This window comes from Mycolicibacter kumamotonensis (assembly GCF_002086285.1).
GTDB classification, from domain to species: domain Bacteria; phylum Actinomycetota; class Actinomycetes; order Mycobacteriales; family Mycobacteriaceae; genus Mycobacterium; species Mycobacterium kumamotonense.
Genome location: NZ_MVHU01000002.1, coordinates 242,387 through 265,176 on the forward strand (window position 1 = coordinate 242,387; position 22,790 = coordinate 265,176).

22 protein-coding genes are annotated in these 22,790 nt (G+C 68.2%); 4 read left to right on the forward strand and 18 right to left on the reverse strand.

Annotation, left to right across the window (positions count from 1 at the left end; genetic code table 11):
- The gene (locus BST28_RS02675; protein ID WP_019737835.1) at nucleotides 1-999 is read left to right on the forward strand and encodes a TIGR03617 family F420-dependent LLM class oxidoreductase; all 999 of its coding nucleotides are present in this window, start codon (nucleotides 1-3) and stop codon (nucleotides 997-999) included.
- A 35-nt stretch (nucleotides 1,000-1,034) separates the two neighbouring features.
- Here the strand turns inward: BST28_RS02675 and BST28_RS02680 are convergent, their stop codons facing one another.
- Both BST28_RS02680 and BST28_RS02685 read right to left on the reverse strand, forming a co-directional pair.
- Nucleotides 1,035-2,150 (reverse strand): Rv3169 family protein, encoded by a 1,116-nt coding sequence (locus BST28_RS02680; RefSeq protein ID WP_019737836.1) that lies wholly within the window; start codon nucleotides 2,148-2,150, stop codon nucleotides 1,035-1,037.
- Nucleotides 2,150-3,250, reverse strand: coding sequence for a phosphotransferase family protein (locus tag BST28_RS02685; protein WP_052312291.1), 1,101 nt, complete (start codon nucleotides 3,248-3,250; stop codon nucleotides 2,150-2,152). Before BST28_RS02685 ends, BST28_RS02680 begins: the two co-directional genes overlap by 1 nt.
- Before the next feature lie 84 nt (nucleotides 3,251-3,334).
- Here BST28_RS02685 and BST28_RS02690 point away from each other — a divergent pair, with 84 nt between their 5' ends.
- The 3 genes from BST28_RS02690 to BST28_RS02700 are packed head-to-tail and all read left to right on the forward strand — an operon-like array spanning nucleotide 3,335 to nucleotide 5,617.
- A complete protein-coding gene (locus BST28_RS02690; RefSeq protein ID WP_019737838.1) occupies nucleotides 3,335-3,937 on the forward strand; it encodes a TetR/AcrR family transcriptional regulator in 603 nt (200 codons plus the stop codon).
- Nucleotides 3,938-3,941: 4 nt separating this feature from the next.
- On the forward strand, nucleotides 3,942-4,628 hold the full coding sequence (locus BST28_RS02695) for a PIG-L deacetylase family protein (RefSeq protein ID WP_019737839.1): 687 nt from the start codon (nucleotides 3,942-3,944) through the stop codon (nucleotides 4,626-4,628).
- On the forward strand, nucleotides 4,625-5,617 hold the full coding sequence (locus BST28_RS02700; protein WP_065287453.1) for a Gfo/Idh/MocA family protein: 993 nt from the start codon (nucleotides 4,625-4,627) through the stop codon (nucleotides 5,615-5,617). Before BST28_RS02695 ends, BST28_RS02700 begins: the two co-directional genes overlap by 4 nt.
- Nucleotides 5,618-5,625: 8 nt before the next feature.
- On the opposite strand, the gene BST28_RS02705 is transcribed toward BST28_RS02700, so the two are convergent.
- From BST28_RS02705 to BST28_RS02785, 16 genes are all read right to left on the reverse strand, one after another.
- Nucleotides 5,626-6,114 (reverse strand): flavin reductase family protein, encoded by a 489-nt coding sequence (locus tag BST28_RS02705; RefSeq protein WP_019734748.1) that lies wholly within the window; start codon nucleotides 6,112-6,114, stop codon nucleotides 5,626-5,628.
- Between the two features lie 27 nt (nucleotides 6,115-6,141).
- Nucleotides 6,142-7,749 carry an NADH-quinone oxidoreductase subunit NuoN gene (nuoN, locus tag BST28_RS02710; RefSeq protein WP_065287452.1) on the reverse strand — a complete coding sequence of 536 codons (1,608 nt, stop codon included), beginning with the start codon at nucleotides 7,747-7,749 and terminating at the stop codon, nucleotides 6,142-6,144.
- A gap of 2 nt (nucleotides 7,750-7,751) precedes the next feature.
- On the reverse strand, nucleotides 7,752-9,314 hold the full coding sequence (locus tag BST28_RS02715) for an NADH-quinone oxidoreductase subunit M (RefSeq protein ID WP_083079744.1): 1,563 nt from the start codon (nucleotides 9,312-9,314) through the stop codon (nucleotides 7,752-7,754).
- On the reverse strand, nucleotides 9,311-11,257 hold the full coding sequence (gene nuoL / locus BST28_RS02720; protein ID WP_019738312.1) for an NADH-quinone oxidoreductase subunit L: 1,947 nt from the start codon (nucleotides 11,255-11,257) through the stop codon (nucleotides 9,311-9,313). The genes BST28_RS02715 and nuoL overlap by 4 nt, the downstream gene beginning before the upstream one ends.
- 15 nt (nucleotides 11,258-11,272) lie before the next feature.
- On the reverse strand, nucleotides 11,273-11,572 hold the full coding sequence (gene nuoK / locus BST28_RS02725; RefSeq protein WP_019738313.1) for an NADH-quinone oxidoreductase subunit NuoK: 300 nt from the start codon (nucleotides 11,570-11,572) through the stop codon (nucleotides 11,273-11,275).
- Complete coding sequence (locus tag BST28_RS02730) at nucleotides 11,569-12,372, reverse strand: NADH-quinone oxidoreductase subunit J (protein ID WP_019738314.1); 804 nt, start codon at nucleotides 12,370-12,372, stop codon at nucleotides 11,569-11,571. The genes nuoK and BST28_RS02730 overlap by 4 nt, the downstream gene beginning before the upstream one ends.
- Nucleotides 12,372-12,941, reverse strand: coding sequence for an NADH-quinone oxidoreductase subunit NuoI (gene nuoI, locus BST28_RS02735; RefSeq protein WP_019738315.1), 570 nt, complete (start codon nucleotides 12,939-12,941; stop codon nucleotides 12,372-12,374). Before nuoI ends, BST28_RS02730 begins: the two co-directional genes overlap by 1 nt.
- The gene (nuoH, locus tag BST28_RS02740; RefSeq protein WP_019738316.1) at nucleotides 12,934-14,160 is read right to left on the reverse strand and encodes an NADH-quinone oxidoreductase subunit NuoH; all 1,227 of its coding nucleotides are present in this window, start codon (nucleotides 14,158-14,160) and stop codon (nucleotides 12,934-12,936) included. The genes nuoI and nuoH overlap by 8 nt, the downstream gene beginning before the upstream one ends.
- Nucleotides 14,157-16,580 carry an NADH-quinone oxidoreductase subunit G gene (locus BST28_RS02745; protein WP_083079746.1) on the reverse strand — a complete coding sequence of 808 codons (2,424 nt, stop codon included), beginning with the start codon at nucleotides 16,578-16,580 and terminating at the stop codon, nucleotides 14,157-14,159. Before BST28_RS02745 ends, nuoH begins: the two co-directional genes overlap by 4 nt.
- Nucleotides 16,577-17,914 (reverse strand): NADH-quinone oxidoreductase subunit NuoF, encoded by a 1,338-nt coding sequence (nuoF, locus tag BST28_RS02750; RefSeq protein ID WP_065287447.1) that lies wholly within the window; start codon nucleotides 17,912-17,914, stop codon nucleotides 16,577-16,579. Before nuoF ends, BST28_RS02745 begins: the two co-directional genes overlap by 4 nt.
- Nucleotides 17,911-18,684 (reverse strand): NADH-quinone oxidoreductase subunit NuoE, encoded by a 774-nt coding sequence (gene nuoE, locus BST28_RS02755; protein WP_065287536.1) that lies wholly within the window; start codon nucleotides 18,682-18,684, stop codon nucleotides 17,911-17,913. Before nuoE ends, nuoF begins: the two co-directional genes overlap by 4 nt.
- 44 nt (nucleotides 18,685-18,728) lie before the next feature.
- Nucleotides 18,729-20,042: an NADH dehydrogenase (quinone) subunit D gene (gene nuoD / locus BST28_RS02760; RefSeq protein ID WP_083079748.1), complete on the reverse strand. Its 1,314-nt coding sequence runs from the start codon at nucleotides 20,040-20,042 to the stop codon at nucleotides 18,729-18,731.
- Nucleotides 20,042-20,743, reverse strand: a complete 702-nt coding sequence (locus BST28_RS02765) for an NADH-quinone oxidoreductase subunit C (protein ID WP_019739087.1) — start codon at nucleotides 20,741-20,743, stop codon at nucleotides 20,042-20,044. The genes nuoD and BST28_RS02765 overlap by 1 nt, the downstream gene beginning before the upstream one ends.
- Nucleotides 20,740-21,294, reverse strand: coding sequence for a NuoB/complex I 20 kDa subunit family protein (locus tag BST28_RS02770; RefSeq protein WP_019739088.1), 555 nt, complete (start codon nucleotides 21,292-21,294; stop codon nucleotides 20,740-20,742). The genes BST28_RS02765 and BST28_RS02770 overlap by 4 nt, the downstream gene beginning before the upstream one ends.
- Nucleotides 21,295-21,314: 20 nt before the next feature.
- Entirely contained in the window at nucleotides 21,315-21,692 is a 378-nt protein-coding gene (locus BST28_RS02775) for an NADH-quinone oxidoreductase subunit A (RefSeq protein ID WP_019739089.1), read from the reverse strand.
- Nucleotides 21,693-22,311: 619 nt separating this feature from the next.
- The gene (locus BST28_RS02785; RefSeq protein WP_065287445.1) at nucleotides 22,312-22,725 is read right to left on the reverse strand and encodes an Rv3143 family two-component system response regulator; all 414 of its coding nucleotides are present in this window, start codon (nucleotides 22,723-22,725) and stop codon (nucleotides 22,312-22,314) included.
- Nucleotides 22,726-22,790 lie beyond the last annotated feature (65 nt).

Consider the following 22,790-nt stretch of genomic DNA (forward strand, 5'->3'; position numbering starts at 1 on the left):
TTGAAAGTCCTCACCGCGCTGAGCGGACTGACCGGCGTCGCCGACCAGGCGCGCGAGCTGCGCGACGCCGGCGTGCACGGGGTGTTCACTTTCGAGGGCCCGCACGACGTGTTCGCGCCGCTGACGCTGGCGGCCGGCGTGGGCGGGCTGGATCTGATGACCAACGTCGCGATCGCGTTCCCGCGCAACCCGATCCATCTGGCGCACCAGGCCAACGACCATCAGTTGCTCAGCGGTGGGCGGTTCGTGCTGGGGTTGGGCACTCAGGTGCGCACCCAGATCGAGAAGCGGTTCGGCGCCGCGTTCGACCAGCCGGTAGCCCGCATGGTCGAACTGATCGCAGCGCTGCGGGCGATCTTCGATTCCTGGAACACCGGTGCGCGCTTGGACTTTCGCGGTGACTACTACCGGCACACCCTGATGACCCCGACGTTCAGCCCGGGGCCGAACCCACACGGCGCCCCGCCGATCTACGTCGGGGCGTTGGGGCCCCGGTTGACCCGGGCGGCCGCCGAGCACGCCGACGGACTGCTGGTGATGCCGTTCTCCACCAAGCGATTCCTGCACCAGCGAACGATGGCTGCGGTGCGTGCCGGGCTGCAACGGGCCGACCGGAGCGCAGCGGAGTTCGCCGTGGTGCCGGAGGTCATCGTGGCCACCGGTGCCACCGACGCCGAGCGGGAGGCCGCCGAAGCCGCCACCCGGAGGCTGCTCGGCTTCTATGCGTCGACGCCCGCCTATGCGCCGGTCCTGGCCGAACACGGCTGGCAGGAGTTGCAGCCCGAACTCAACGCGTTGTCCAAACAGGGCCGCTGGTCGGAGATGGGAGCGCGGATCGACGACGAGGTGCTGCACACCATCGCCGCCTGCGGCACACCGGCGCAGGTGGCCGCACACATCCGTGACCGGGTCGAGGGAATCTCCGACACCGTCTGCATCTACCAGGCGGCGCCCATCGCGCCGGCGTTGATCGGCGAGATCGTCACCGAACTGCGCTGACGGGCGCGGCCCCGCCCGCTGCTGCGGGCGATCGGTCAGGGGGCCATGGTGACCCAGTCGGGGAATCCCGTCGGGGTGTGCCGACCCAGCACCCCGTGCTCGTAGAGTCCCCAGCCCTCCATCGGGGCGGCATCGCCGTCGTGGCACACCGCACGCCCCACGTGGTCGATCATCCCGAAGCTGGTGCGTGCGATGACGCCCGGATCGGTCATGTCGTAGGTCAGCCGCTCGGTGAACTTCTCGCCCTTCCACTGCCCGTGCAGCCAGTCGGTGTCGCCGCCGTACCCGCCGCCGACGTGAATCGGCACCGGCAGTTTGGATTCCACCTCGAAGACCACCGGGGTGCCGTCCGGCCGGGTCGCCTCGATGGTGGCGCCGGTGGCGATCCGGGTACCGGAGCGGTAGCGGGTGGAGATCCGCGGCCAGCCCAGCTGTTCGACGCGCCCGTCGCGCCAGATCCGGGTGCAGTCGTTGAGCGACCGGAACCCGTCGGGTTCCTCCTGGATGATCATCACCACCGCGAAGTCGTCGAACGCCATCGGCACATACAGCCACCACATGCCGTCGAACGGCGGGTCGGCGGGCCGGCCGGCCGGTTCACGTTCGCCGACCGGGCGGATGCCCCAGGAGCGGTCACGTGATCCGATCCAGACCGACGGGTCGACGGGGATCTCCTCGCCGTCGATGACGATCTGACCGCTCCACGAGCCGAGTTGGGCGAACCGCTGCGCGTCCAGGGTGACCCGGTTGCCCGACCGCAGGATGTGCGGCTGTTCCTGCACCACGTCGAACAGGCCCTGCCAGCGCAGGTCGACCGCGATGCCTTCGGTGTCCTCCAGGACCACTCGCAGCGAACGTAGCGGGTCGGTGACCTCGATGCGGTAGCCCCCCACGTGCTGGTTGAGCCGGTCGGAGTCGATGGCATCCGACAGATGCACCGCGGTCTGGGTGTCGCCGCGCCGCACCAGAACGAAGGCGTCTTTCACGCCGAGGTTGGGGTAGTAGCCGCAACCGGTGATCAAGAAGATGTCCCCGGAACGGTCATGGGCGTTCAGGTAGCACCGGTCGTAGAAATTGCGGTCCGAGGAGCCCGGCCAGGCGATCGGTTGCGGCAGTTGGTGAACCGGGTATTCGTCGAGTGGTCCCAGCATCAGTTCTGTTCTCCGATCAGCTTTTTCAGCAACCCTGCGTGGTAGAAGAGGGACTCGGGGTCATCCGGCTTCGTCATCTCCCCGAAATGCACCCGGCGGGCCCCGGTGCGCATGAACACGATCGCCCACATCAGGCCCGCATAGACGTAGAACCAGTGCAGGTCCCCGAGTTGGGCACCGGCGAGCTCCTGGTAGCGGGCTCGGACGTCGTCTTCGCTCAGCACCTGCGGTAACCCGGGCAAGCCGGCCAGCCCGGCGAGTTCTTCGAACACCAGGTGCGCGAAGATCACCCAGGACACGTCCAGTTCGCGCGGTCCCAGCGCCACCATCTCCCAGTCCAGCACGGCGACCGGACGGAAGTCGCGGTAAAGCACGTTGCCGATCCGGGAGTCGCCCCAGCACAGCACCGTCTCCCCGGCGGCCGCGTCGGCCGGCCAGTTGGCCTCCAGCCAGGCGATGGTGCGGTCCAGCAGCGGCGAACGGCCGATGTCGGGCACCGCGAACTCATACCAGTCCCGGATATGGGCGAAGTGCCGGTGCAGTGCGGACTCGCCGTTGCGGCCCTCGTCGAGGAAGTCGAACGTCGTTGCCGCGTCCGGGATCGCGTGCAGCTTTGCCAGTACCTCGATGGTGGAGTCCTGCAGGGTCTTCTGCTGCTCGGCGGTGGCGTCGGCGAACCAGTTGCCGCCGAATGTGTACGGCATGACGTCGGGGGGCACCTGGCCGTCGACGCGGTCCATCAAGAAGAACGGCCGGCCCAGGACCTCGCCGGTGGGTTCGATCCAGCGGACCTTCGGCACCGGGACGTCGGTGAGTTCGCCGACTCGCCGCATCACCTCGAACTGGTGGTCCAACCGGTAGGCCGGAAAGACCGGGACGTCCTCGTCGGAAGGGGCCACCCGCATCACCCACCGCTGCTCGACCGGGGCGCCGTCGGCGAGCCAGCGGCCGGTGAGCATGATCGTCTCTGACGACATGCCGTTGGTGTCGACGCCGCTTTCCACGGTGATCTCCGGCGTGGCCCCGCCGGGCAACTGGGTGGCAAGCCAGCGAGATATTACCGTGGGCAGCGTGGTGACATCGCGGCTGGAACGTTGCATCCGGCCGACATCCCTTTCCACAGTCGGTTGGTCGACCACGGTTGCATCCTCCGTCACACTAATTACGATACGACAGGTAGCGTTATGAAAGCAGAACCTTCACCGGTTGACAAGGGATCCGGCGCCGGGCGGCCCCGTGATCCCCGTATCGACGCTGCCATATTGAAGGCCGCTGCGGAACTGGTTGTCGAGGTCGGGTACTCGAATCTGAGCCTGGCGGCCGTCGCGGAGCGGGCCGGCACGACCAAGACCGCGCTGTACCGCCGGTGGCCCAGCAAGGCCGAACTGGTCCACGAGGCCGCGTTCTCGGTGCCGCCGAGCGCGGTGACCGCACCGCCGGGCGATGTGGCCGGCGACCTGCGGGCCATGACGGCCGGTGCGCGCGATGCGTTCACCAGCCCGGTGGTGCGCGCCGCCCTGCCCGGGCTGATCGCCGACATGGCCGGCAACGCCGAGCTGACCGCCCGCATCCTCGAACGATTCGAGGGCCTGTTCGAGGTGATGCGCCACTGGGTGGCCGATTCGGTGAGCCGCGGCGTCGCGCGAGCAGACGTGGACCCCGACCGACTGGTCGAATTGATCGGCGGCGCAACGCTGCTGGGAATGATGCTGCGCCCCGACGACGACCTCGGCGGCGACTGGGTCCAACGAACCGCCGACATCATCGCTCACGGCGTGATGGCCTAGCGCGATGACCGCACCGACCGAACCGCAGCCCTTTCCGGCCGACTGGGATTCGTTGCTGGTGCTGGTTCCGCACCCCGACGATCCCGAATACGGCACCGCCGCCGCGGTCGCCAAATGGACCGCCGCCGGCAAAACCGTCCGCTACGCCCTGGCCTGTCGCGGCGAAGCGGGCATTGAGGGTATGGCCCCGCAGCAGGCCGGGCCGCTGCGGGAGGACGAGCAGCGGCGGGCGGCGGCGATCGTCGGGGTTTCCCACGTCGACTTCTGGGACTTCCCGGACAGCAACATCCGTAACACGCCGGCATTGCGGGACAAGATCGCCGCGGTGATCGCCGAACTCCGCCCCGATGTCGTGGTGGCGATTTACGGTGGCGCGGAGTTCGCTTCGGGCGCCCCCAATCAACGCGACCACATCGAGTTCGCCGCCGCGGTCACCGGCGCCTGGGACAGCCTGACCGACCCGCCGCGCTGGCTGTTCCAGAACGGACCGGCGCCCACCCACGTCGAGACCGTCGACGGCTACCTCGACACCGCGGTGGATTCGCTGGCCGCGCACGAGGTCTACCTATCGGTGCTGGATCCGCAGACCCCGGTTCGCGAGCAGGCCCGAGCGGTGATCGACATGACCTGCGCGGAACTGTCGGGCCGGCGGGTGGCCGGTTTCATCCTGGAAAGGACCACGGACCGATGACCCAGCCCAGACTGCGAATCGGGGTGCTCGGTGCCGCCCGGATCACCCCGGTGTCGCTGCTCAAGCCCGCTGCCGACAACCCCGAGGTGGTGGTCAGCGCGGTCGCGGCGCGCGACGCCGGTCGGGCCCGGGCCTTTGCCGCCAAGCACGGCATCGGCCGGGTGCACGACGGCTACGACGAGCTGATCGCCGACCCCGATGTCGACGCCGTCTACAACCCGCTGCCCAACAACCTGCACGGACGGTGGACACGCGCGGCGTTGGCCGCCGGCAAGCATGTGCTCTGCGAAAAACCGTTCACCGCCAACGCCGATGAGGCCCGCCAGATCGCCGAGGTGGCCGCGAAAACCGACCGGGTGGTGATGGAGGCGTTCCACTACCGGTATCACCCGATGACATTGCGCATCGAGGAGATCATCGCCTCGGGGGAGTTGGGGACGCTGCGGCGGGTGGACGCCGCCTTGAGCTTCCCGTTGCCCCGGTTCTCCGATATCCGCTACGACTTCACGCTGGCCGGCGGCGCGTTGATGGACGCCGGCTGTTATGCGGTGCACATGGCTCGTACTTTCGGCGGCGCGACGCCGGAAGTCGCTTCCGCGCAGGCGAAACTGCGTGATCCGCAGATCGACCGGGCCATGACCGCGCAGCTGCGGTTCCCGGCCGGACACACCGGGTCGATCCGCTGTTCGTTGTGGTCGTCGAACCTGCTGCAAGTCAGTGCCCGGGTGACCGGTGATCGTGGCGAACTGCGGGCGCTCAATCCGCTGATGCCCCAGTACCCCCACCGGCTCCGGGTCCATTCGCAGCGGGGCAGGCGCGTCGAGCGCTTCACCCACCGCGCCTCCTACGCCTACCAGCTCGACGCGTTCGCCGACGCCGTGCTGCGCGGCGCGCCGGTGCGGACCACGCCGCAGGACGCGATCGAGAACATGGCGGTCATCGACGCGATCTACCAGGCCGCCGGCCTACCGATTCGCCGGCCGAGCTGAGCCCTAAGTCAGGCGTCGTGGCCGGGCTCGATGTCGCCGACGTCGGAGAACGCCAGCAGCCGCCCGGCCGGGCGGGAGGCATGCCCGGCGACGGGCTCCAGCAGGTAGCCCAGGTGGTCGCCGAGTTCGATACGGCTCAGCGTCTTGCCGACGAACCAGGCCGCGGCGTCGTCGAGGATCGGCATACCCGCGGGGCCGGTGTGCCAGCTGCAGTGCTGGAACTTGTCGGTGTCGTCGCCGGTCTGGCCGCCGAACAGCCGGGCGAGCTCAAGGCTGCGGCGTTCCAGCACATGAACGGCCAGGTGCTGCGAGCGGGCGGCCACCCCGAAGGTGTGGTTGCGTCGGGATATCCCGACCAGAAACCTCAGCGGCGCCAGGCTGGTTTGGGTGGCGAACCCGACCAGGCAGCCCGAGCGATGCCCGTCGGCCGCGGTCGTTACCACGAACATGCTGTAGTCCAGCATCGCGGCCAGACGCTCGAATGATTGGTCGTCCATCAGTCCATGATGACCGGCGTCCGGCGGCTACCGGGCGAATACCGTCGCGGCATCCACCAGATCCAGCAGCGGCTGCGGGAACACCCCCAGCACGATGGTGACCGCGGCGCACAGCGCGATCGCGGCCTTGCTCCACACGCGGGGTAGCACGAGTTGAGGCGGGTCGTCGGGGGAGTCGGTGAAGAACATCAGCACGATCACCCGGACGTAGAAGTAGGCGGCGACGCCGCTGGCGATCACGCCGATCACCACCAGCGGGACGGCGCCGCCTTCGGCGGCCGCCTTGAACACCGCGAACTTGCTGACGAAGCCGCTGGTCAACGGGATACCCGCGAACGCCAGCAGGAACATCGAAAACAGCAGGCCCACAACGGGATAGCGCTGTCCCAGCCCGGCCCACCGGGACATGTCGAGTTCTTCTTCGCCGCCCGAGCCGCGGATCAGGTTCACCACCGCGAAGGCGCCCACGGTGGAGAAGCTGTAGGCGAAAAGGTAGAACAGCGTCGAGGAGACGCCCGCCGGGATCGCGGACAGTACGCCGGTCAGCACGAAACCCACATGGGCGATCGAGGAGTAGGCCAGCATCCGCTTGATGTCGGTCTGGGTGATCGCCGCGATGGTGGCCACCACCATGGTCAGCACCGAGATCAGCCACAGCAGCGGACGCCACTGCGCCTCCAGGGCCGGCAGCGCGACATAGACGATCCGCAGCATCGCCCCGAAGGCGGCGACCTTGGTCGCGGCCGCCATGAAACCGGTGATCGGTGTCGGCGCACCGACGTAGACGTCGGGAACCCAGGAGTGGAACGGCACGGCGCCGACTTTGAAGAACAGCCCCACCAACAGCAGGCCGGCGCCGATCAGCGCCAGCGGGTCACTGCTGTGGGCGAACAACTGCTCGCCGATCTCGGGCAGTGCCAGAGTGGCCGTGGCGCCATAGAGCAGGGCGGCGCCGAACAGGAACAGCGCCGAGGAGAACGCGCCCAGCAGAAAGTATTTCAGCGCCGCTTCCTGCGACAGCAGGCGACGGTAGCGTGCCAGCCCGCACAGCAGATACAGCGGCAGGGAGAGCACTTCCAGCGCCACGAACATGGTGACCAGGTCGTTGGCGGCGGGGAACACCATCATGCCGCCGATGGCCAGCACGGTCAGCGGGAACACCTCGGTCTGGGTCACTCCGGCGCGGGCGGCCTCGAGTTCGGTGATGCTGCCCGGGACCGCGGATGCCTGCGGAGTGAACGAATCCAGGCCCGCCCGGCCGCGGGTGCCCGGCGGCGCGGTCGGGGCGGTGGCGGCGCCCGGGCCCTCGGCGGCGCCGACGTTGCGTTCGGCGATGAAGACGACGGCCATGATCCCGACCAGCAGCACGGTGCCCTGCAGCACCAGCACCGGCCGGTCGACCGCCACCGCGCCCAGCACCGCGAGGCGCCCGGCGGCCGGCAGCTCGCGGCCCACGGCGACGACGGCGACGAACGCGGCGGCCAATCCGCCGATGGCGAGCAGAACCTGCATCAGGTAGCGCGCCCGCCGGGCCACGAACGCCTCGAAGAGCACGCCGGTGACCGCGGTGCCGAAGACGATCAGCAGCGGCAGCAGGAGGTCGTATTCGACGTGGGGTGTTGGCATGCCCGACATGGTCAGTGCGCCCCCTCAGCGGTCAGCGGTGCCGGGTCGGTCTCACCGATCGTGGTCAAGGTGTGCTCGACGCCCGGGTTGATGATGTCCAGCACCGGTTTCGGGTAGAAACCCAGGAACAGCAGCAGCGCGATCAACGGTGCGACGACCACGAGTTCCCGCGGCACCAGATCGCGGATGCGTTCGTTGCCCGCGGTGACCGGGCCGGTCATCACCCGCTGGTAGAGCCACAACATGTAGATCGAGGACAGCACCAGTGCGGTCGAGCCGACCGTCGCAGCCAGCCAGTACCGGTTGAACGTGCCCACCAACACCAGGAACTCGCTGATGAACGGCGCCAGTCCGGGCAGCGACAGGGTGGCCATCGCCGCCACCATGAAGGTGCCGGCCATGACCGGGGCCACCTTCTGCACGCCGCCGTAGTCGGCGATCGCCCGGGTGCCGCCCCGCCGGGCGATCAGGAACCCGGCGATCAGGAACAGCGCCGCGGTGGACAGCCCGTGGTTGAGCATGTACAGCGTCGAACCGCTCTGGCCCTGGGTGGTCATCACGAAGATCCCCAGGATGATGAAGCCGAAGTGCGAGATCGACGTGTAGGCGATCAACCGCATCATGTCGCGCTGGCCGATCGCCACCATCGCGCCGTAGACCACCCCGATGACCGCCAGCACGATGATGGCCGGGCGGAAATACGTCGAAGCGTCCGGGAACAGCTGCAGGCAGTAGCGCAGCATGCCGAAGGTCCCCACCTTGTCCATGACCGCCATCATCAGCACCGCGGTGGCCGGGGTGGATTCCACGGCGGCGTCGGGCAGCCACCGGTGCAGCGGCCACAGCGGAGCCTTGACGGCGAACGCGAACATGAAACCGGCGAACAGCAGCTTGAGCACACCGGGATCCACGGTGGTGGTTGCCGAGGAGAACAGCGAGACCAGTTCGCGGAAGTCGAAGGTGCCGCCCGAGGAGCCCTCCCGGGCACTCACCACGTAGACCCCGATCACCGCGGCCAGCATGATCAGGCCGCCGAACAGGTTGTACAGCAAAAACTTCAGCGCCGCTTGGGAGCGTTTGGCGCCGGTGCCGAAACCGCCGATCATGAAGTACATCGGGATCAGCATCGCCTCGAAGAACACGTAGAACAGCAGCACGTCCAGCGAGACCAGCGAGATCAGCACCATCGCCTCGACGGTCAGCGTCAGCGCGGCGAAGGCGTGCGGGCCGCGGGTGCGGTCACCACCGTCGTTCCAGCCGGCCAGCATCAGCAGCGGCACCAGTCCGGTGGTCAACAGTGCCAGTACCACCGCGATACCGTCCACGCCGAGCGTGTAGTTCGCCCCGAACGCCGGTATCCAGGAATGGTTTTCGACGAACTGGTAGGGCGCGGCGACCGGGGTGGTGTCGAAGCCGGCGGTCACCACGATCGCCACCGCCAACGGCGCCAGGCTCACCAGCAGCCCGGTCCACTTCGCCAGCCGGGCGGTCCCGGCGGGCAGCACGATGACCAGGCCGGCGCCGGCCAACGGCACCAGCCACAGCAGGCTCAGCCAGGGCACGTTCGTGTTCACAGTTGCACCGCCAGGACTACCGCGACGACCAGCACCGTGCCGGCCAGCATGGTCAGCGCGTAGGAGCGCACGAAGCCGGTCTGCAGGCGGCGCACCAGGATCGACGCGATCGCGACCAGTCCGGCTCCGGCGTTGACCGAACCGTCCACCGCCCGGTCATCGACGTCGACCAGGGCTTGCGCCAGTCGGTTACCGGGACGCATGAACACCTCCTCGTTGAAGGCATCGCCGTAGAGATACTGGCGGGCCGCCACCGTCAGGGGCGACACATCGGTGGGGGCCGTGACCGGTATCGGTCTCCGGCCATACATGCGGTAGGCCAGTGCGACACCGAGCAGGACGATGCCCAGGGTGACCGCGCCGGTGAGCCAGGCCGGGATGGCGTGCGCCGTCTCATGGCCCCCCGGATGCTCCAGGGCCACCGGGGTCACCACCGGCTCCAGCCAGTGCTCCAGCCGCCCGCCGATGGTCAGCGCCGCGCCGGATACCACCGCGCCGACCGCCAGCACGATCATCGGCCAGGTCATCACCCGCGGGGACTCGTGCGGATGCTGCAGTGCCCGCTCGGCACTGACCTCGCTCTCGTCGGCGGCCCAGCGGCGCTCGCCGCCGAACGTCATCAGCATCACCCGGGTCATGTAGAAGGCGGTGATCCCCGCGCCCAGGATGGTGACCGCGCCCAGGATCCAGCCTCGCGTTCCGCCGCTGGCCAGCGCGGCTTCGATGATGGCGTCCTTGGACCAGTAGCCGGCGAACGGCGGCACCCCGATGATCGCCAGGTAACACAGCCCGAACGTCACGAACGTCACCGGCATGAAGGCGCGCAGCGCGCCGTAGCGGCGCATGTCCTGCTCGTCGTTCATCCCGTGCATCACCGAACCGGAGCCCAGGAACAGTCCGGCCTTGAAGAAGCCGTGGGTGAGCAGGTGCAGGATCGCGACGGCGTAGCCGGCCGGGCCGAGTCCGGCGGCCAGCACCATGTAGCCGATCTGGCTGACGGTGGAGGCGGCCAGCGCCCGTTTGATGTCGTCCTTGGCGCAGCCGATGATCGCACCGAAGAGCAGCGTGAGCGCCCCGACCACCACGACCGCCAGGCGGGCGTCGGCAGACAGGTCATACACCGGCCCGGAGCGCACGATCAGGTACACCCCGGCGGTCACCATGGTGGCGGCGTGGATCAACGCCGACACCGGGGTCGGGCCCTCCATCGCGTCGAACAACCAGGCCTGCAGCGGCACCTGCGCGGACTTGGCGCACGCCCCCAGCAACAGCAGCAGGCCGATCGCGGTGGTGAGCCCACTGGGGCCGGCGTCTCCGACCGCACTGAACAATCCGTCGAAGGACAGCGTGCCGAAGCCGGCGAACATGGCGAACATGGCCAGTGACAGCCCGATATCGCCGACCCGGTTGGACACGAAGGCCTTCTTGCCGGCCGCCGCCGCGACCGGCCGGGCGTACCAGAACCCGATCAGCAGGTAGGACGCCAGGCCGACCCCCTCCCAGCCGACATAGAGGCCCAGGTAATTGTCGGCGACGACCAGCAGCAGCATCGCCGCGACGAACAGGTTCAGGTAGGCGAAGAAGCGTCTGCGGTCGGGGTCGGTGGCCATGTAGCCGATCGAGTAGATGTGGATCAACGCGCCCACACCGCTGATCAGCAGCACGAAGCAGATCGACAGCGGATCGATCAGCACCCCGAAGTCGACGTGCAGCGCTCCGACCGGCACCCAGCTGAACAGGTGGGTGTGAATCGCCCGGTCGTCATCGGGCCTGCCGAGCATCTCGGCCAGCAGTGCCAGACCGATCCCGAAGGAGGCGAGCACGGTGGCGCTGCCCAGCAGGTGCCCCCACCGGTCGGTTCGCCGCCCCCCGAGCAACAGGATCAATGCGCCGGCCGCCGGCAGGGCCACCAGCAGCCAGCTCAGCTGGCTCAGATTCGTCATAGCGCTCCCCAACTCCTAGCCGCGCAGTAGGTTCGCGTCGTCGACCGACACGGATCGCCGGGCCCGGAAGATCGTCATGATGATGGCCAGGCCGATCACCACCTCGCAGGCGGCGACGACCATCGTGAAGAACGCCACCATCTGGCCGTCGAGCTGGGTGTGCAGCCGGGCGAAGGTGACGAACGCCAGGTTGGCGGCATTGAGCATCAGCTCGACGCACATGAACATCACCAAAGCGTTGCGCCGCAACATCACTCCGGTGGCGCCCAGGGTGAACAGCATCGCCGAGAGGTAGAGATAGTTCTCCGGATTCACTGGCCCGACTCCTCCCCATCGCCGGCGTGCGCCGCGTTGCCGGTGGCGCCGACCCAGCGGTGTTGCAAGGTGTCCGACACCGACAGCTCCGAATAGGTCCCGTCGGGCAGCCGGGCGGCGATGTCGACGGCGTTGTGCCGGGCGTAGACGCCCGGCGTCGGCAGCGGCGTCGGGCGGCGACCGGACCGGAAGCGCCGGATCGACAGCTCCCGCTGCGTCATCCGCGGTTGCAGCCGTTCCCGATGTGTCAGCACCATGGCCGCGACCACCGCGGTGATCAGCAACGCACTGGTGAGTTCGAATGCCCACAGGTAGCGGGTGAAGATCAGTGCCGCCAGTCCCTCGACGTTGCTCTGGCCCGACTCGGCTGAGGTCCCGGTCGCCGGGGGAGCGCCGATCCGGCGCAGGTGCATGGTGGCGCCGCCGACCCCGGCGATCAGCAATACCCCGAAGCCGATACCGGCGAGCGTGGCGCCGACCCGCTGGCCGCGCAGGGTCTCCACCAGTGACTCGGCGGAGTCGACGCCGATGAGCATCATCACGAACAGGAACAGCATCATCACCGCGCCGGTGTAGACCACGATCTGCACCACACCGAGGAACATCGCGTCCTGAACGAAATAGAACACGGCCAGGGAGAGCATCGTCATCGCCAGGAACATCGCCGAATACACGGCCTTGGCCGCGGTGACGACCCCGACCGCACCGACCAGCGCAAGGGCGCCGAGAACCCAGAACGTCACCGCTTCCCCGGTGGAGGTGCGGACGACGATGTCGGCAGCGAGCAGTGTGGCGCCCATCAAGCCTTACCCTGCTTCTTGCGATCCAGCATGACGAACAGGTCGGGGTTCTCATCGAGCCCGTCGGGGCTGACCCGGCCCAGGTAGTAGTCCTTGTCCGTGGCGCCGGGCGGCATCGGGTGCGGCGGTGCTGTCATGCCGGGCTCCAGCGGCGCCAGCAGCTGGTGGCGTTCCAGAATCAGATCCGCGCGGTTGTCGGCGGCCATCTCGTAGTCGTTGGTCATGGTCAGGGCGCGGGTGGGGCAGGCCTCGATGCACAGCCCGCAGCCGATACAGCGCAGATAATTGATCTGGTAGACCCGGCCGTAGCGTTCGCCGGGGGAGTAGCGCTCTTCGTCGGTGTTGTCGGCGGCCTCGACATAGATGGCGTCGGCCGGGCAGGCCCACGCGCACAGTTCGCAGCCGATGCACTTCTCCAGCCCGTCCGGGTGCCGGTTGAGCTGATGGCGGCCGTGGTAGCGCCGCGCCGTCGGTTTCTTGCGCTCCGGGTAGCCGTCGTTGATCGGCCGTTTGAACATCGTTTTCCAGGTGACGCCGAACCCGGCCAGAGCGTCTCGGAGCTTAGCCATTGACGTCCTCCTTGACCCGCGGCGAAGTGCGCTGCGGAAGCGGTGGTGTCGGGAATGAACCCGGCGTTTCGACGACGGGCGGCGGCGCGGGTGCGGCGCGCTGGGTGTTCACCGCGCTGAAGCGACGATGCAGTGCCGCCAGCACCGCCAACGTGGTGAGCGTGCTGAGGGTTATCAGCACGACTTCCCAGTGCGGGTAGCCGTCGTTGCGCAGGCTGCGCATCACCGCGGCGAGCAGCACCCAGGTCAGCGCCACCGGGATCAGGATCTTCCAGCCCAGAGCCATGAACTGGTCGTAGCGCAGCCGGGGCAGGGTGGCGCGCAGCCAGATGTAGATGAAGATGAAACCCCACACCTTGGCGGTGAACCACAACAGCGGCCACCAGCCCTGGTTGGCGCCGGCCCACAGGTTGATCGGGAACGGTGCATGCCAGCCGCCGAAGAACAACGTGACGGCCAATGCCGAAACCGTGGTGACGTTGATGTATTCGGCCAGGAAGAACAGCGCGAACTTCAACGACGAGTACTCGGTGTGGAAGCCGCCGACGAGTTCGCCCTCGGCTTCGGGCAGATCGAAGGGGGCCCGGTTGGTCTCACCGACCATCGCGGTCAGATAGACCATGAAGGACGGCAGCAGCAGGAAGGCGAACCACACCCCGTCCTGGGCGGCCACGATGCCCGAGGTGGACATCGTCCCGGCGTAGAGGAACACCGAGGCGAACGACAATCCCATCGCGACCTCGTAGGAGATCACCTGGGCGGTGGAGCGGATGCCGCCCAGCAGGGGGTACGCCGACCCGGACGACCAGCCGGCCAAGATGATCCCGTACACCCCGATCGACGACATCGCCAGGATGAACAGCACCGCGATCGGCAGGTCGGCCAGCTGCAATGCGGTGCGATGGCCGAAGACGCTGACCTCCGGACCCAACGGGATCACCGCGAACGCGGTGATCGCCGGCACCGTCGAGATGATCGGGGCCAGTACGTAGATCGCTCGGTCGACGCCGACGGGGGTGATGTCCTCCTTGAGGGCCAGCTTGATGCCGTCGGCCAGACTCTGCAGCCAGCCCTTCGGTCCCACCCGGTTGGGTCCGGGACGCATCTGCATGCGCCCCAGCACCTTTCGTTCGATGACGATCGCGAACAGCACGGTTAACACCAGGAACCCGAAGATTCCCAGCACCTTGGCCAGCATCAGCCACCAGGGATCGCTCATGGTCTGCGTCCAATCCGTACCACCGCACCCGGGCCGACCCCGAGGTCGCGGTGCACCGCTGAGTCAGGTGAATTCATCGGCAGCCACACCACCCGGTCCGGCATCTCGGTGATGACCAGCGGCAGGGTGATCTGTCCGTGCTCGGTGCTGGCCGTGACCGGATCGCCTGGCGCGGCACCGATCTCGGCGGCGGTCGCAGCCGACAGTCGTGCCACCGGCTTGCGGGCGGTGCCGGCCAGGTTCGGTTCACCGGCCTGCATCAGACCGTTGTCCAGCAGCATGCGCCAGCCGGCCAGCACGGCTTCGCCGGAGTCCGGCTGACCCGGACGGCCCGGCGCCACGTCGGGAACGGTCACCCGTTCGCCGTCCCAGACGCCCAACCGGGCCAGCTCGTCGCGCGCCGCCTCCACCGACGGCAGCCCCAGCGCGACGTCCATCTCCTCGGCGATCGCGTCGAGCACCCGCACGTCGGCCAGGGTGCCGCGTTCACCCAGCGCGACACCGAAGCGGCGGGGCCGGCCCTCCCAGTTGAGATAGGTGCCGGACTTCTCGACCGCCGCGGCCACCGGCAACACCACATCGGCGCGTTCGGTGACTTCGCTGTGCCGCAACTCGAGGCTGACCAGGAATCCGACCGCATCCAGCGCAGCCAGCGCCGCAGCCGGGTCGGCCAGGTCAGCCGGCTCCACCCCGCCGACCAGCAGCGCGCTCAGCGTTCCGTCGGCGGCGGCCGCCAAGATGGCGTCGGTGTCTCGCCCGGCCTGCGCGGGCAGGTCGTCGGGGCCGTCGAGGCCCCAGGCCCGGGCGACTTCGGCCCGCGCGGATGCGTCGCCCAGCGGGCGCCCGCCGGGCAGCAGGCCCGCCAAGGCCCCGGCATCCAGTGCGCCGCGCTCCCCGGCACGGCGCGGCACCCAGGCCAGGCGCGCGCCGGTCGCCTCGGCCAGCCGAACCGCCGCCGACAATGCCCCGGGTGAGCCCGCCAACCGCTCGCCGGCCAGCACCACCGCACCGGGCCGGCGCAGCGCCTCGTTGAGTTCGGCGTGGCCGGAGCCGTCGATGATGGCGTCCAGCGCCGCCGCCTCGCCGCCGGGGACGGTCGGCACCAACGTGCCGAACATCTTGGTCAGTGCGCGGTCGGCGAACGGGGCGACGCTGAAGACCTTGGCGCCCTTCTTGCGGGCCGCTTTGCGCAGCCGCAGGAAGATGATCGGCGATTCCTCCTCGGGTTCGAAGCCGACCAGCAGCACCGCCGGGGCGGATTCCAGGTCGGCGTAGGTGACCCCGGACGGCCCCGCGACACCGCGCCCGGCCACCCGCGCGGCCAGGAACGCGGCTTCTTCGGCCGACTGGGTGCGCGCCCGGAAGTCGATGTCGTCGCCGCCCAGCGCCACCCGGGTGAACTTGGCGTAGCCGTAGGCGTCTTCGGCGGTCATCCGCCCGCCAACCAGCACGCCGGTGCGTCCGCGCGCCGCGGCGAGGCCGCGTGCCGCGACCGCCAGCGCGTGCGGCCACGAGGTGGGTACCAGGTTGCCGCTGTCATCGCGCACCAGCGGCGTGCTGATCCGGTCGGGCTGGGTGGCGTAGGTGAACGCCCAGCGTCCCTTGTCGCAGTTCCACTCTTCGTTGACCTCGGCGTCGTCGCCGGCCATCCGGCGCATCACCTTGCCGCGACGGTGGTCGGTGCGCTGCGCGCAGCCGGCCGCGCAGTGCTCACAGACGCTGGGCGTGGAGACCAGGTCGAACGGGCGGGCCCGGAACCGGTAGGAGGCGCCGGTGAGCGCGCCCACCGGGCAAATCTGCACGGTGTTGCCGGAGAAGTAGGAGTCGAAGGGCGTCTCGGTGTAGATGCCGACCTGCTGCAGCGCGCCGCGGTCCATCATCTCGATCAACTTGTCCCCGGCGATCTCGTCGGAGAACCGGGTGCAGCGTGCGCACAGGATGCAGCGGTCTCGGTCCAGCAGCACCTGCGAGGAGATGTTGATCGGCTTGGGGTAGGTCCGCTTGGTCTCTTCGAAGCGGGTCTCGGTGCGGCCGTGGGCCATCGCCTGGTTCTGCAGCGGGCATTCGCCGCCCTTGTCGCAGGTCGGGCAGTCCAGCGGGTGGTTGATCAGCAGCAGTTCCATCACCAGGTGCTGGGCCCGGTCGGCCTCGGCGGAGGTGTGCTGGGTACGCACCACCATGCCGTCGGCGGCGGCGACCGCGCAGGACGGCTGCGGCTTGCGCTGGCCCTCCACCTCGACCATGCATTGCCGGCACCACGCGACCGGGTCGAGCAGCGGGTGGTCGCAGAACCGCGGGATCTCGATGCCCAGCTGCTCGGCGGCCCGAATGATCAAGGTGCCCTTGGGTACCGTGATCTGCCGGTCGTCGATGGTGAACGTCACCGACTCCTGGCCGTCGGCCTGCGGGGGTTGAGTCACGCCACACCGCCGTGGGATCCGTTGGGCACGAACATGCTCGCTTTCGGGTCGAACGGGCAGCCCCCGTCAAGGTGGGCGATGTATTCGTCACGGAAATACTCGATCGACGACTTCACCGGCATCGCCGCACCGTCGCCCAAGGCGCAGAAGGATTTTCCGAACAGCACGTCGGCGATGTCGAGCAAGGTGTCGAGGTCTTCGCGGGTGCCGCGACCGGTCTCCAGCCGTTCGTAGATCGGGACCAGCCAATAGGTGCCCTCGCGGCAGGGTGTGCACTTCCCGCAGGACTCATGCTTGTAGAACTCCGACCAGCGCCGAGCGGCGCGAACCACGCACGTGGTCTCGTCGAAGATCTGTAATGCCTTGGTGCCCAACATCGATCCCGCCGAAGCCATACCCTCGTAGTCCAGGGGGATGTCGAGATGTTCTTCGGTCAGCAGCGGAGTCGACGAACCGCCCGGCGTCCAGAACTTCAACCGGTGTCCGTCGCGTATCCCGCCGGCGTAACCAAGCAGTTCGCGCAGCGTGATGCCCAGCGGGGCCTCGTACTGTCCGGGCCGATTCACGTGCCCGGACAGCGAATACAGGGTGAAGCCACGGGATTTCTCGGTACCCATCGACCGGAACCACTCCGCCCCGTTACGCAGGATCGACGGCACGCTGGCGATGGACTCGACGTTGTTGACCACCGTGGGCGAGGCGTAGAGACCGGCTACCGCCGGAAACGGCGGCCGCAGCCGCGGCTGGCCCCGGTAGCCCTCCAGCGAATCGATCAGCGCGGTCTCCTCGCCGCAGATGTAGGCGCCCGCTCCGGCATGCACGGTGACGTCCAGGTCGAATCCGCTGCCGTCGATGTCGGTGCCCAGCAACCCGGCGTCGTAGGCCTCGGCGACCGCGGCCTGCAGCCGGCGCACCACCGGAAGCACCTCGCCACGCACGTAGATGAAGGCCTGGCGCGCCCGGATGGCGTAGCAGCAGATGATCATGCCCTCGATGAGCACGTGCGGCGTCGCCAGCAGCAGCGGCATGTCCTTGCATGTGCCCGGCTCGGACTCATCGGCGTTGACCAGCAGATAATGGGGCTTGGCCGCGGCGCCTTGATCGCCTTGCGGGACGAACGACCACTTGGTGCCGGTGGAGAATCCCGCACCGCCGCGGCCGCGCAGCCCGGAGTCCTTGACCAGCTCGATGACCTCGTCGGGCGCCATCGCCAGCGCCTTGCTCATGCCGACGTAGCCGCCGTGGCGACGGTAGGTCTGCAGCGTCCACGACTCGGGGTCGTCCCAGTAGCTGCTCAACACCGGTGTCAGCGGTGTGCCCCCCGGCAGTGTCATTTTCCGCCCCCGTCGGTCCCGGGATCCGGTGCGGTCATCCCGTGCTCGCGGGCGATCTGCAGGCCCGCCAGGGTCGCCGCGCCGGCGCCGCCCTGGCCGTCGTCGGAGCGTTCGTCGGGGAAGCCGGCGAGGATTCGTTCGGTCTCGGTGAAGCTGCACAACGGCATCCCGCGGGTGGGGCGCACCTGGTGGCCGTCGCGCAGCCGGTCGACGAGGTCGCGCGCCGATTCCGGGGTCTGGTTGTCGAAGAACTCCCAGTTGACCATCACCACCGGCGCGTAGTCGCAGGCGGCGTTGCACTCGATGTGCTGCAGGGTGACCGCGCCGTCGGCGGTGGTCTGGTCGTTGTCCACCCCGAGGTGTTCCTTGAGGTCCTCGTAGATGGCGTCGCCGCCCATCACCGCACACAGGGTGTTGGTGCAGACGCCGACCAGGTACTTGCCGGTCGGGTCACGCCGGTACATCGAGTAGAACGACGCGACCCCGGCGACGTCGGCGCCGGTCATGCCGAGCACTTCGGCGATGAACGCCAGGCCGGCAGGGGTGATGTAGGAGTCCTGCGCCTGCACCAGGTGCAGCAGCGGAAGGATGGCCGAGCGCGGCTGCGGGTAGCGGGCGATGATCTGCTTGGCGTCGGCTTCCAGCCGGGCCCGCACCTCCTCGGGGTAGGTGCGCGGCGCGTCGGGATGGTTGAACTGGTTCGGTTCCTCCGGCGGCCGGCCCAGCTGCAGGAAGACCCGCTTGCCGTCGGTGCCGGCGGTGGGCGGCATCAGTCGGCCCCGGCCCGTCTTTTTGGCCTGACCGTTCGTCTGGCTCACCGGTCCACCCCGCCCATGACGGGGTCGATGCTGGCGACCGCGGCGATGACGTCGGCGATCAGTCCGCCTTCGCTCATGGCGGCGACGGCCTGCAGGTTGGTGAACGACGGGTCCCGGTAGTGCACCCGGTAGGGCCGGGTGCCGCCGTCGCTGACCATGTGCACGCCGAGCTCGCCGCGGGGTGACTCGACCGAGACGAACACCTGCCCGGGCGGCACCCACAGGTCCTCGGTGACGCGCTTGAAGTGGTGGATCAATCCCTCCATCGAGTGGCCCATGATCCAGCCGATGTGCTCTTTGGAGTTGCCCTGGCCGTCCGGGCCGACCGTGAGGTCACCCGGCCAGGCGATCTTGCGGTCTTCGATCATGACCGGATCGCCCTGCAACTTGGCCAACTTCTCTAGACATTGCTCGACGATTTTCAGTGACTCCTTGATCTCCGCGATGCGGATCAGGTAGCGGCCGTAGGCATCACAGCCGTCATCGGTGATCACATCGAATTCGTAGTCCTGGTAGCCGCAGTAGGGTTCTTCACGACGGACGTCATAAGGCAGGCCGGTGGACCGCAGGACGGGTCCGGTAATGCCCAGCGCCATGCATCCGGTCAGGTCCAGGTAGCCCACGCCCTTGGTGCGGGCTTTCCAGATGTAGTTCTCGGTGAGCAGATCCTCGATGTCCTTGAGCCGCTTGGGCATCAGTTCGAGAAAGTCGCGGATCTGGGGGAACACCTCGTCGGGCAGGTCCACTGACACCCCGCCGGGCCGGATGTATTGATGGTTCATCCGCAGGCCGGTGATCGTCTCGAAGATGTCGAGTACCAGTTCGCGTTCGCGGAAGCCGAACAGCATCACCGACAGCGCGCCCAGTTCCATGCCGCCGGTGGCCAGCGCGACCAGGTGCGAGGAGATCCGGTTCAGTTCCATCATCAGCACCCGGATCACGTTGACGCGCTCCGGGATCTCGTCGGTGACGTCGAGCAGCTTCTCCACTCCGAGGCAGTAGGCGACTTCGTTGAAGAACGGCGACAGGTAGTCCATCCGGGTCACGAACGTGACGCCCTGGGTCCAGTAACGGCTTTCCAGATTCTTCTCGATGCCGGTGTGCAGATATCCGATGCCGCAACGGGCTTCGGTCACCGTCTCGCCGTCGAGTTCGAGGATGAGCCGCAGCACTCCGTGTGTCGACGGGTGCTGCGGTCCCATGTTGACGACGATGCGTTCACCCGGGTCGGCGGCCTTGGCCGCTTCGATCACCTGGTCCCATTCCTGCCCGCCGACGTTCAGCACGGTGCGGGGCGTCTCGCTGCTCATTACTTGTAGGCCCTCCGCTGGTCCGGCGGCGGTATCTGCGCGCCCTTGTACTCAACCGGGATGCCGCCCAGCGGGTAGTCCTTGCGCTGGGGGTGGCCGTGCCAGTCGTCGGGCATCTCGATGCGGGTCAGTGACGGATGGCCGTCGAAGACGATCCCGAAGAAGTCGTAGGTCTCCCGTTCGTGCCAGTCGGTGGTGGGATAGATCTCGTACAGCGAAGGAATGTGCGGATCCGCATCGGGGGCAGCAACTTCCAGCCGCACCCGGCGACTGTGGGTGATGGACCGCAGCGGGTAGACCGCGTGCAGCTCACGGTCGGTGTCGGCGGGATAGTGCACGCCGGAGACCCCCAGGCTCAGCTCGAAGCGCAGGGCCGGTTCGTCGCGCAGCAGTTGGGCGACCACCGGAAGCTGCGCCCGATGGACATACAGGGTCAGCTCGCCGCGGTAGACCACCACTTTCTCTATGGCGTCGGCGAATTCGACACCGTCGCGCTGCAACGCCTCGGTCAGTGTGTCCACGAGTTCGTCGAAGTATCCGCCGTAGGGCCGCGGGGTCTCACCGGGCAGCGCGGCCTCGGTGACCAGCCGCCCGTACCCGGATGTGTCGCCGGGGCCGGCGGCGCCGAACAGTCCCCGGCGGACCTTGATCACGTCGCCGGTGTCGCCCCGGTCGTCGCCGTCGACAGTGCCCTGGCTCACCGCAGCAACCCCCTCATCTGCCAGGTGGACGGGGCCGACAGGGCCGCCTCTTCGGTCGCGGCGATCACCTGCTCCCGGTTGGCGCCCAACGGCATGTCGCGAATCTTCTCGTGCAGCTTGAGAATTGCGTACATCAGCATCTCCGGCCGGGGCGGGCAACCGGGTAGATAAATGTCGACCGGGACGACATGGTCTACCCCCTGCACGATGGCGTAGTTGTTGAACATCCCGCCCGACGACGCGCACACCCCCATCGCCAGCACCCACTTGGGCTCTACCATCTGGTCGTAGATCTGCCGCAGGACCGGCGCCATCTTCTGGCTGACCCGGCCGGCCACGATCATCAGGTCGGCCTGCCGCGGCGAGGCCCGGAACACCTCCATGCCGAAGCGGGACAGGTCGTAGTCGGGGGCCATCGTCGACATCATCTCGATCGCGCAACAGGCCAGACCGAAGGTCGCCGGCCACAGCGACCCTTTGCGGAAGTAGCCGGCCAGGTCTTCCACGGTGGACAGCAGGAGACCGCTCGGCAGCTGCTCTTCTAATCCCATTTATGCCCGCCTACTCCGGATCAATCCCAATTCAGTCCGCCGCGTCGCCAGACATAGGCGTACGCGACGAAGACGACGGCGGCGAACAGCACCATTTCGATGAGGGCGAACACCCCGAGCCCGTCGAAGGCGACCGCCCAGGGGTAGAGAAAAACGATCTCGATGTCGAAGACGATGAACAGCATCGCTGTCAGGTAGTACTTCACCGGGAAACGCTGCCCGGGCGGGGCGTGCGGCCCGCTGACCGGCTGGTCGGTGGGTTCGATCCCGCACTCGTAGGCTTCCAGCTTCGACCGGTTATAGCGCGAGGGGCCGACCAGCGACGCCATGACCACGGAGAATACGGCGAAACCGGCGGCGAGCGCGGCGAGCCCCAAGATCGGCATGTACAGGTTCATACGCGGTGACGTAGTTCCCTTCCGGGCGTCGATGTGAGTTCACGCACAGCCTAACGTGCGGCAACCGGGTGGTCGGGAAGAATCCGAAATTGCCGTTAACTGTGACGGGAGTCACCTATCGCAGCGGTCAACGGCCACAGCGTAATTCGCTTCTGAGGGCGCCCTAACCCGGCGGGTCAGCGAGGCTCGACGGAGGAGAGCCGATGCTGGGGCCGTCGTATGGGCCGAGTGGGTCAGCGAGGCTCGACGGAGGAGAGCCGATGCTGGGGCCGTCGTATGGGCCGAGTGGGTCGGCGAGGCTCGACGGAGGAGAGCCGATGCTGGGGCCGTCGTATGGGCCGAGTGGGTCGGCGAGGCTCGACGGAGGAGAGCCGATGCTGGGGCCGTCGTATGGGCCGAGTGGGTCGGCGAGGCTCGACGGAGGAGAGCCGATGCTGGGGCCGTCGTATGGGCCGAGTGGGTCGGCGAGGCTCGACGGAGGAGAGCCGATGCTGGGGCCGTCGTATGGGCCGAGTGGGTCGGCGAGGCTCGACGGAGGAGAGCCGATGCTGGGGCCGTCGTATGGGCCGAGTGGGTCGGCGGGGCTCGACGGCGCGAAGGTGAAGTTGGGGTCGCCGCGCTAGCTGGGGGTCGGTGTGCGCAGCAGACCCAGCACCGTGCGGCTCAGGGCCATGGGGTCCACCGGGTGTGCCAGCGCAGCGTCGGCGTGTGACCATTTCGCCAGCCAGACGTCGTCGGCGCGGCCGGTCAGAACGACGATCGGCGGGCAGGGTGTGATCTCGTCCTTGAGCTGTTTGCACACACCCATGCCGCCGGCCGGGGTGGCCTCCCCGTCCAGGATGGCCAGGTCGATTCCGCCGGCATCCATCTTCCGGATCACCACCGGTTCCGTCGCGACCTCGACATAACTCAGCTCCGGCAGATCCGGGTGCAGGCGCGTGCCGAGGGCGGTGATGACCCGGGAGCGGGTCGCGGCGTCGTCACTGTAGACCAGGATCCGCAGCGCTTCTGAGGAGGACGAGGAGTCAGACACGGTGCAGATGCTACTGCCCGCGTGGCGTCGGTAGAGCGGGTTTGGCCGACCGCCGTCGAAGTGAC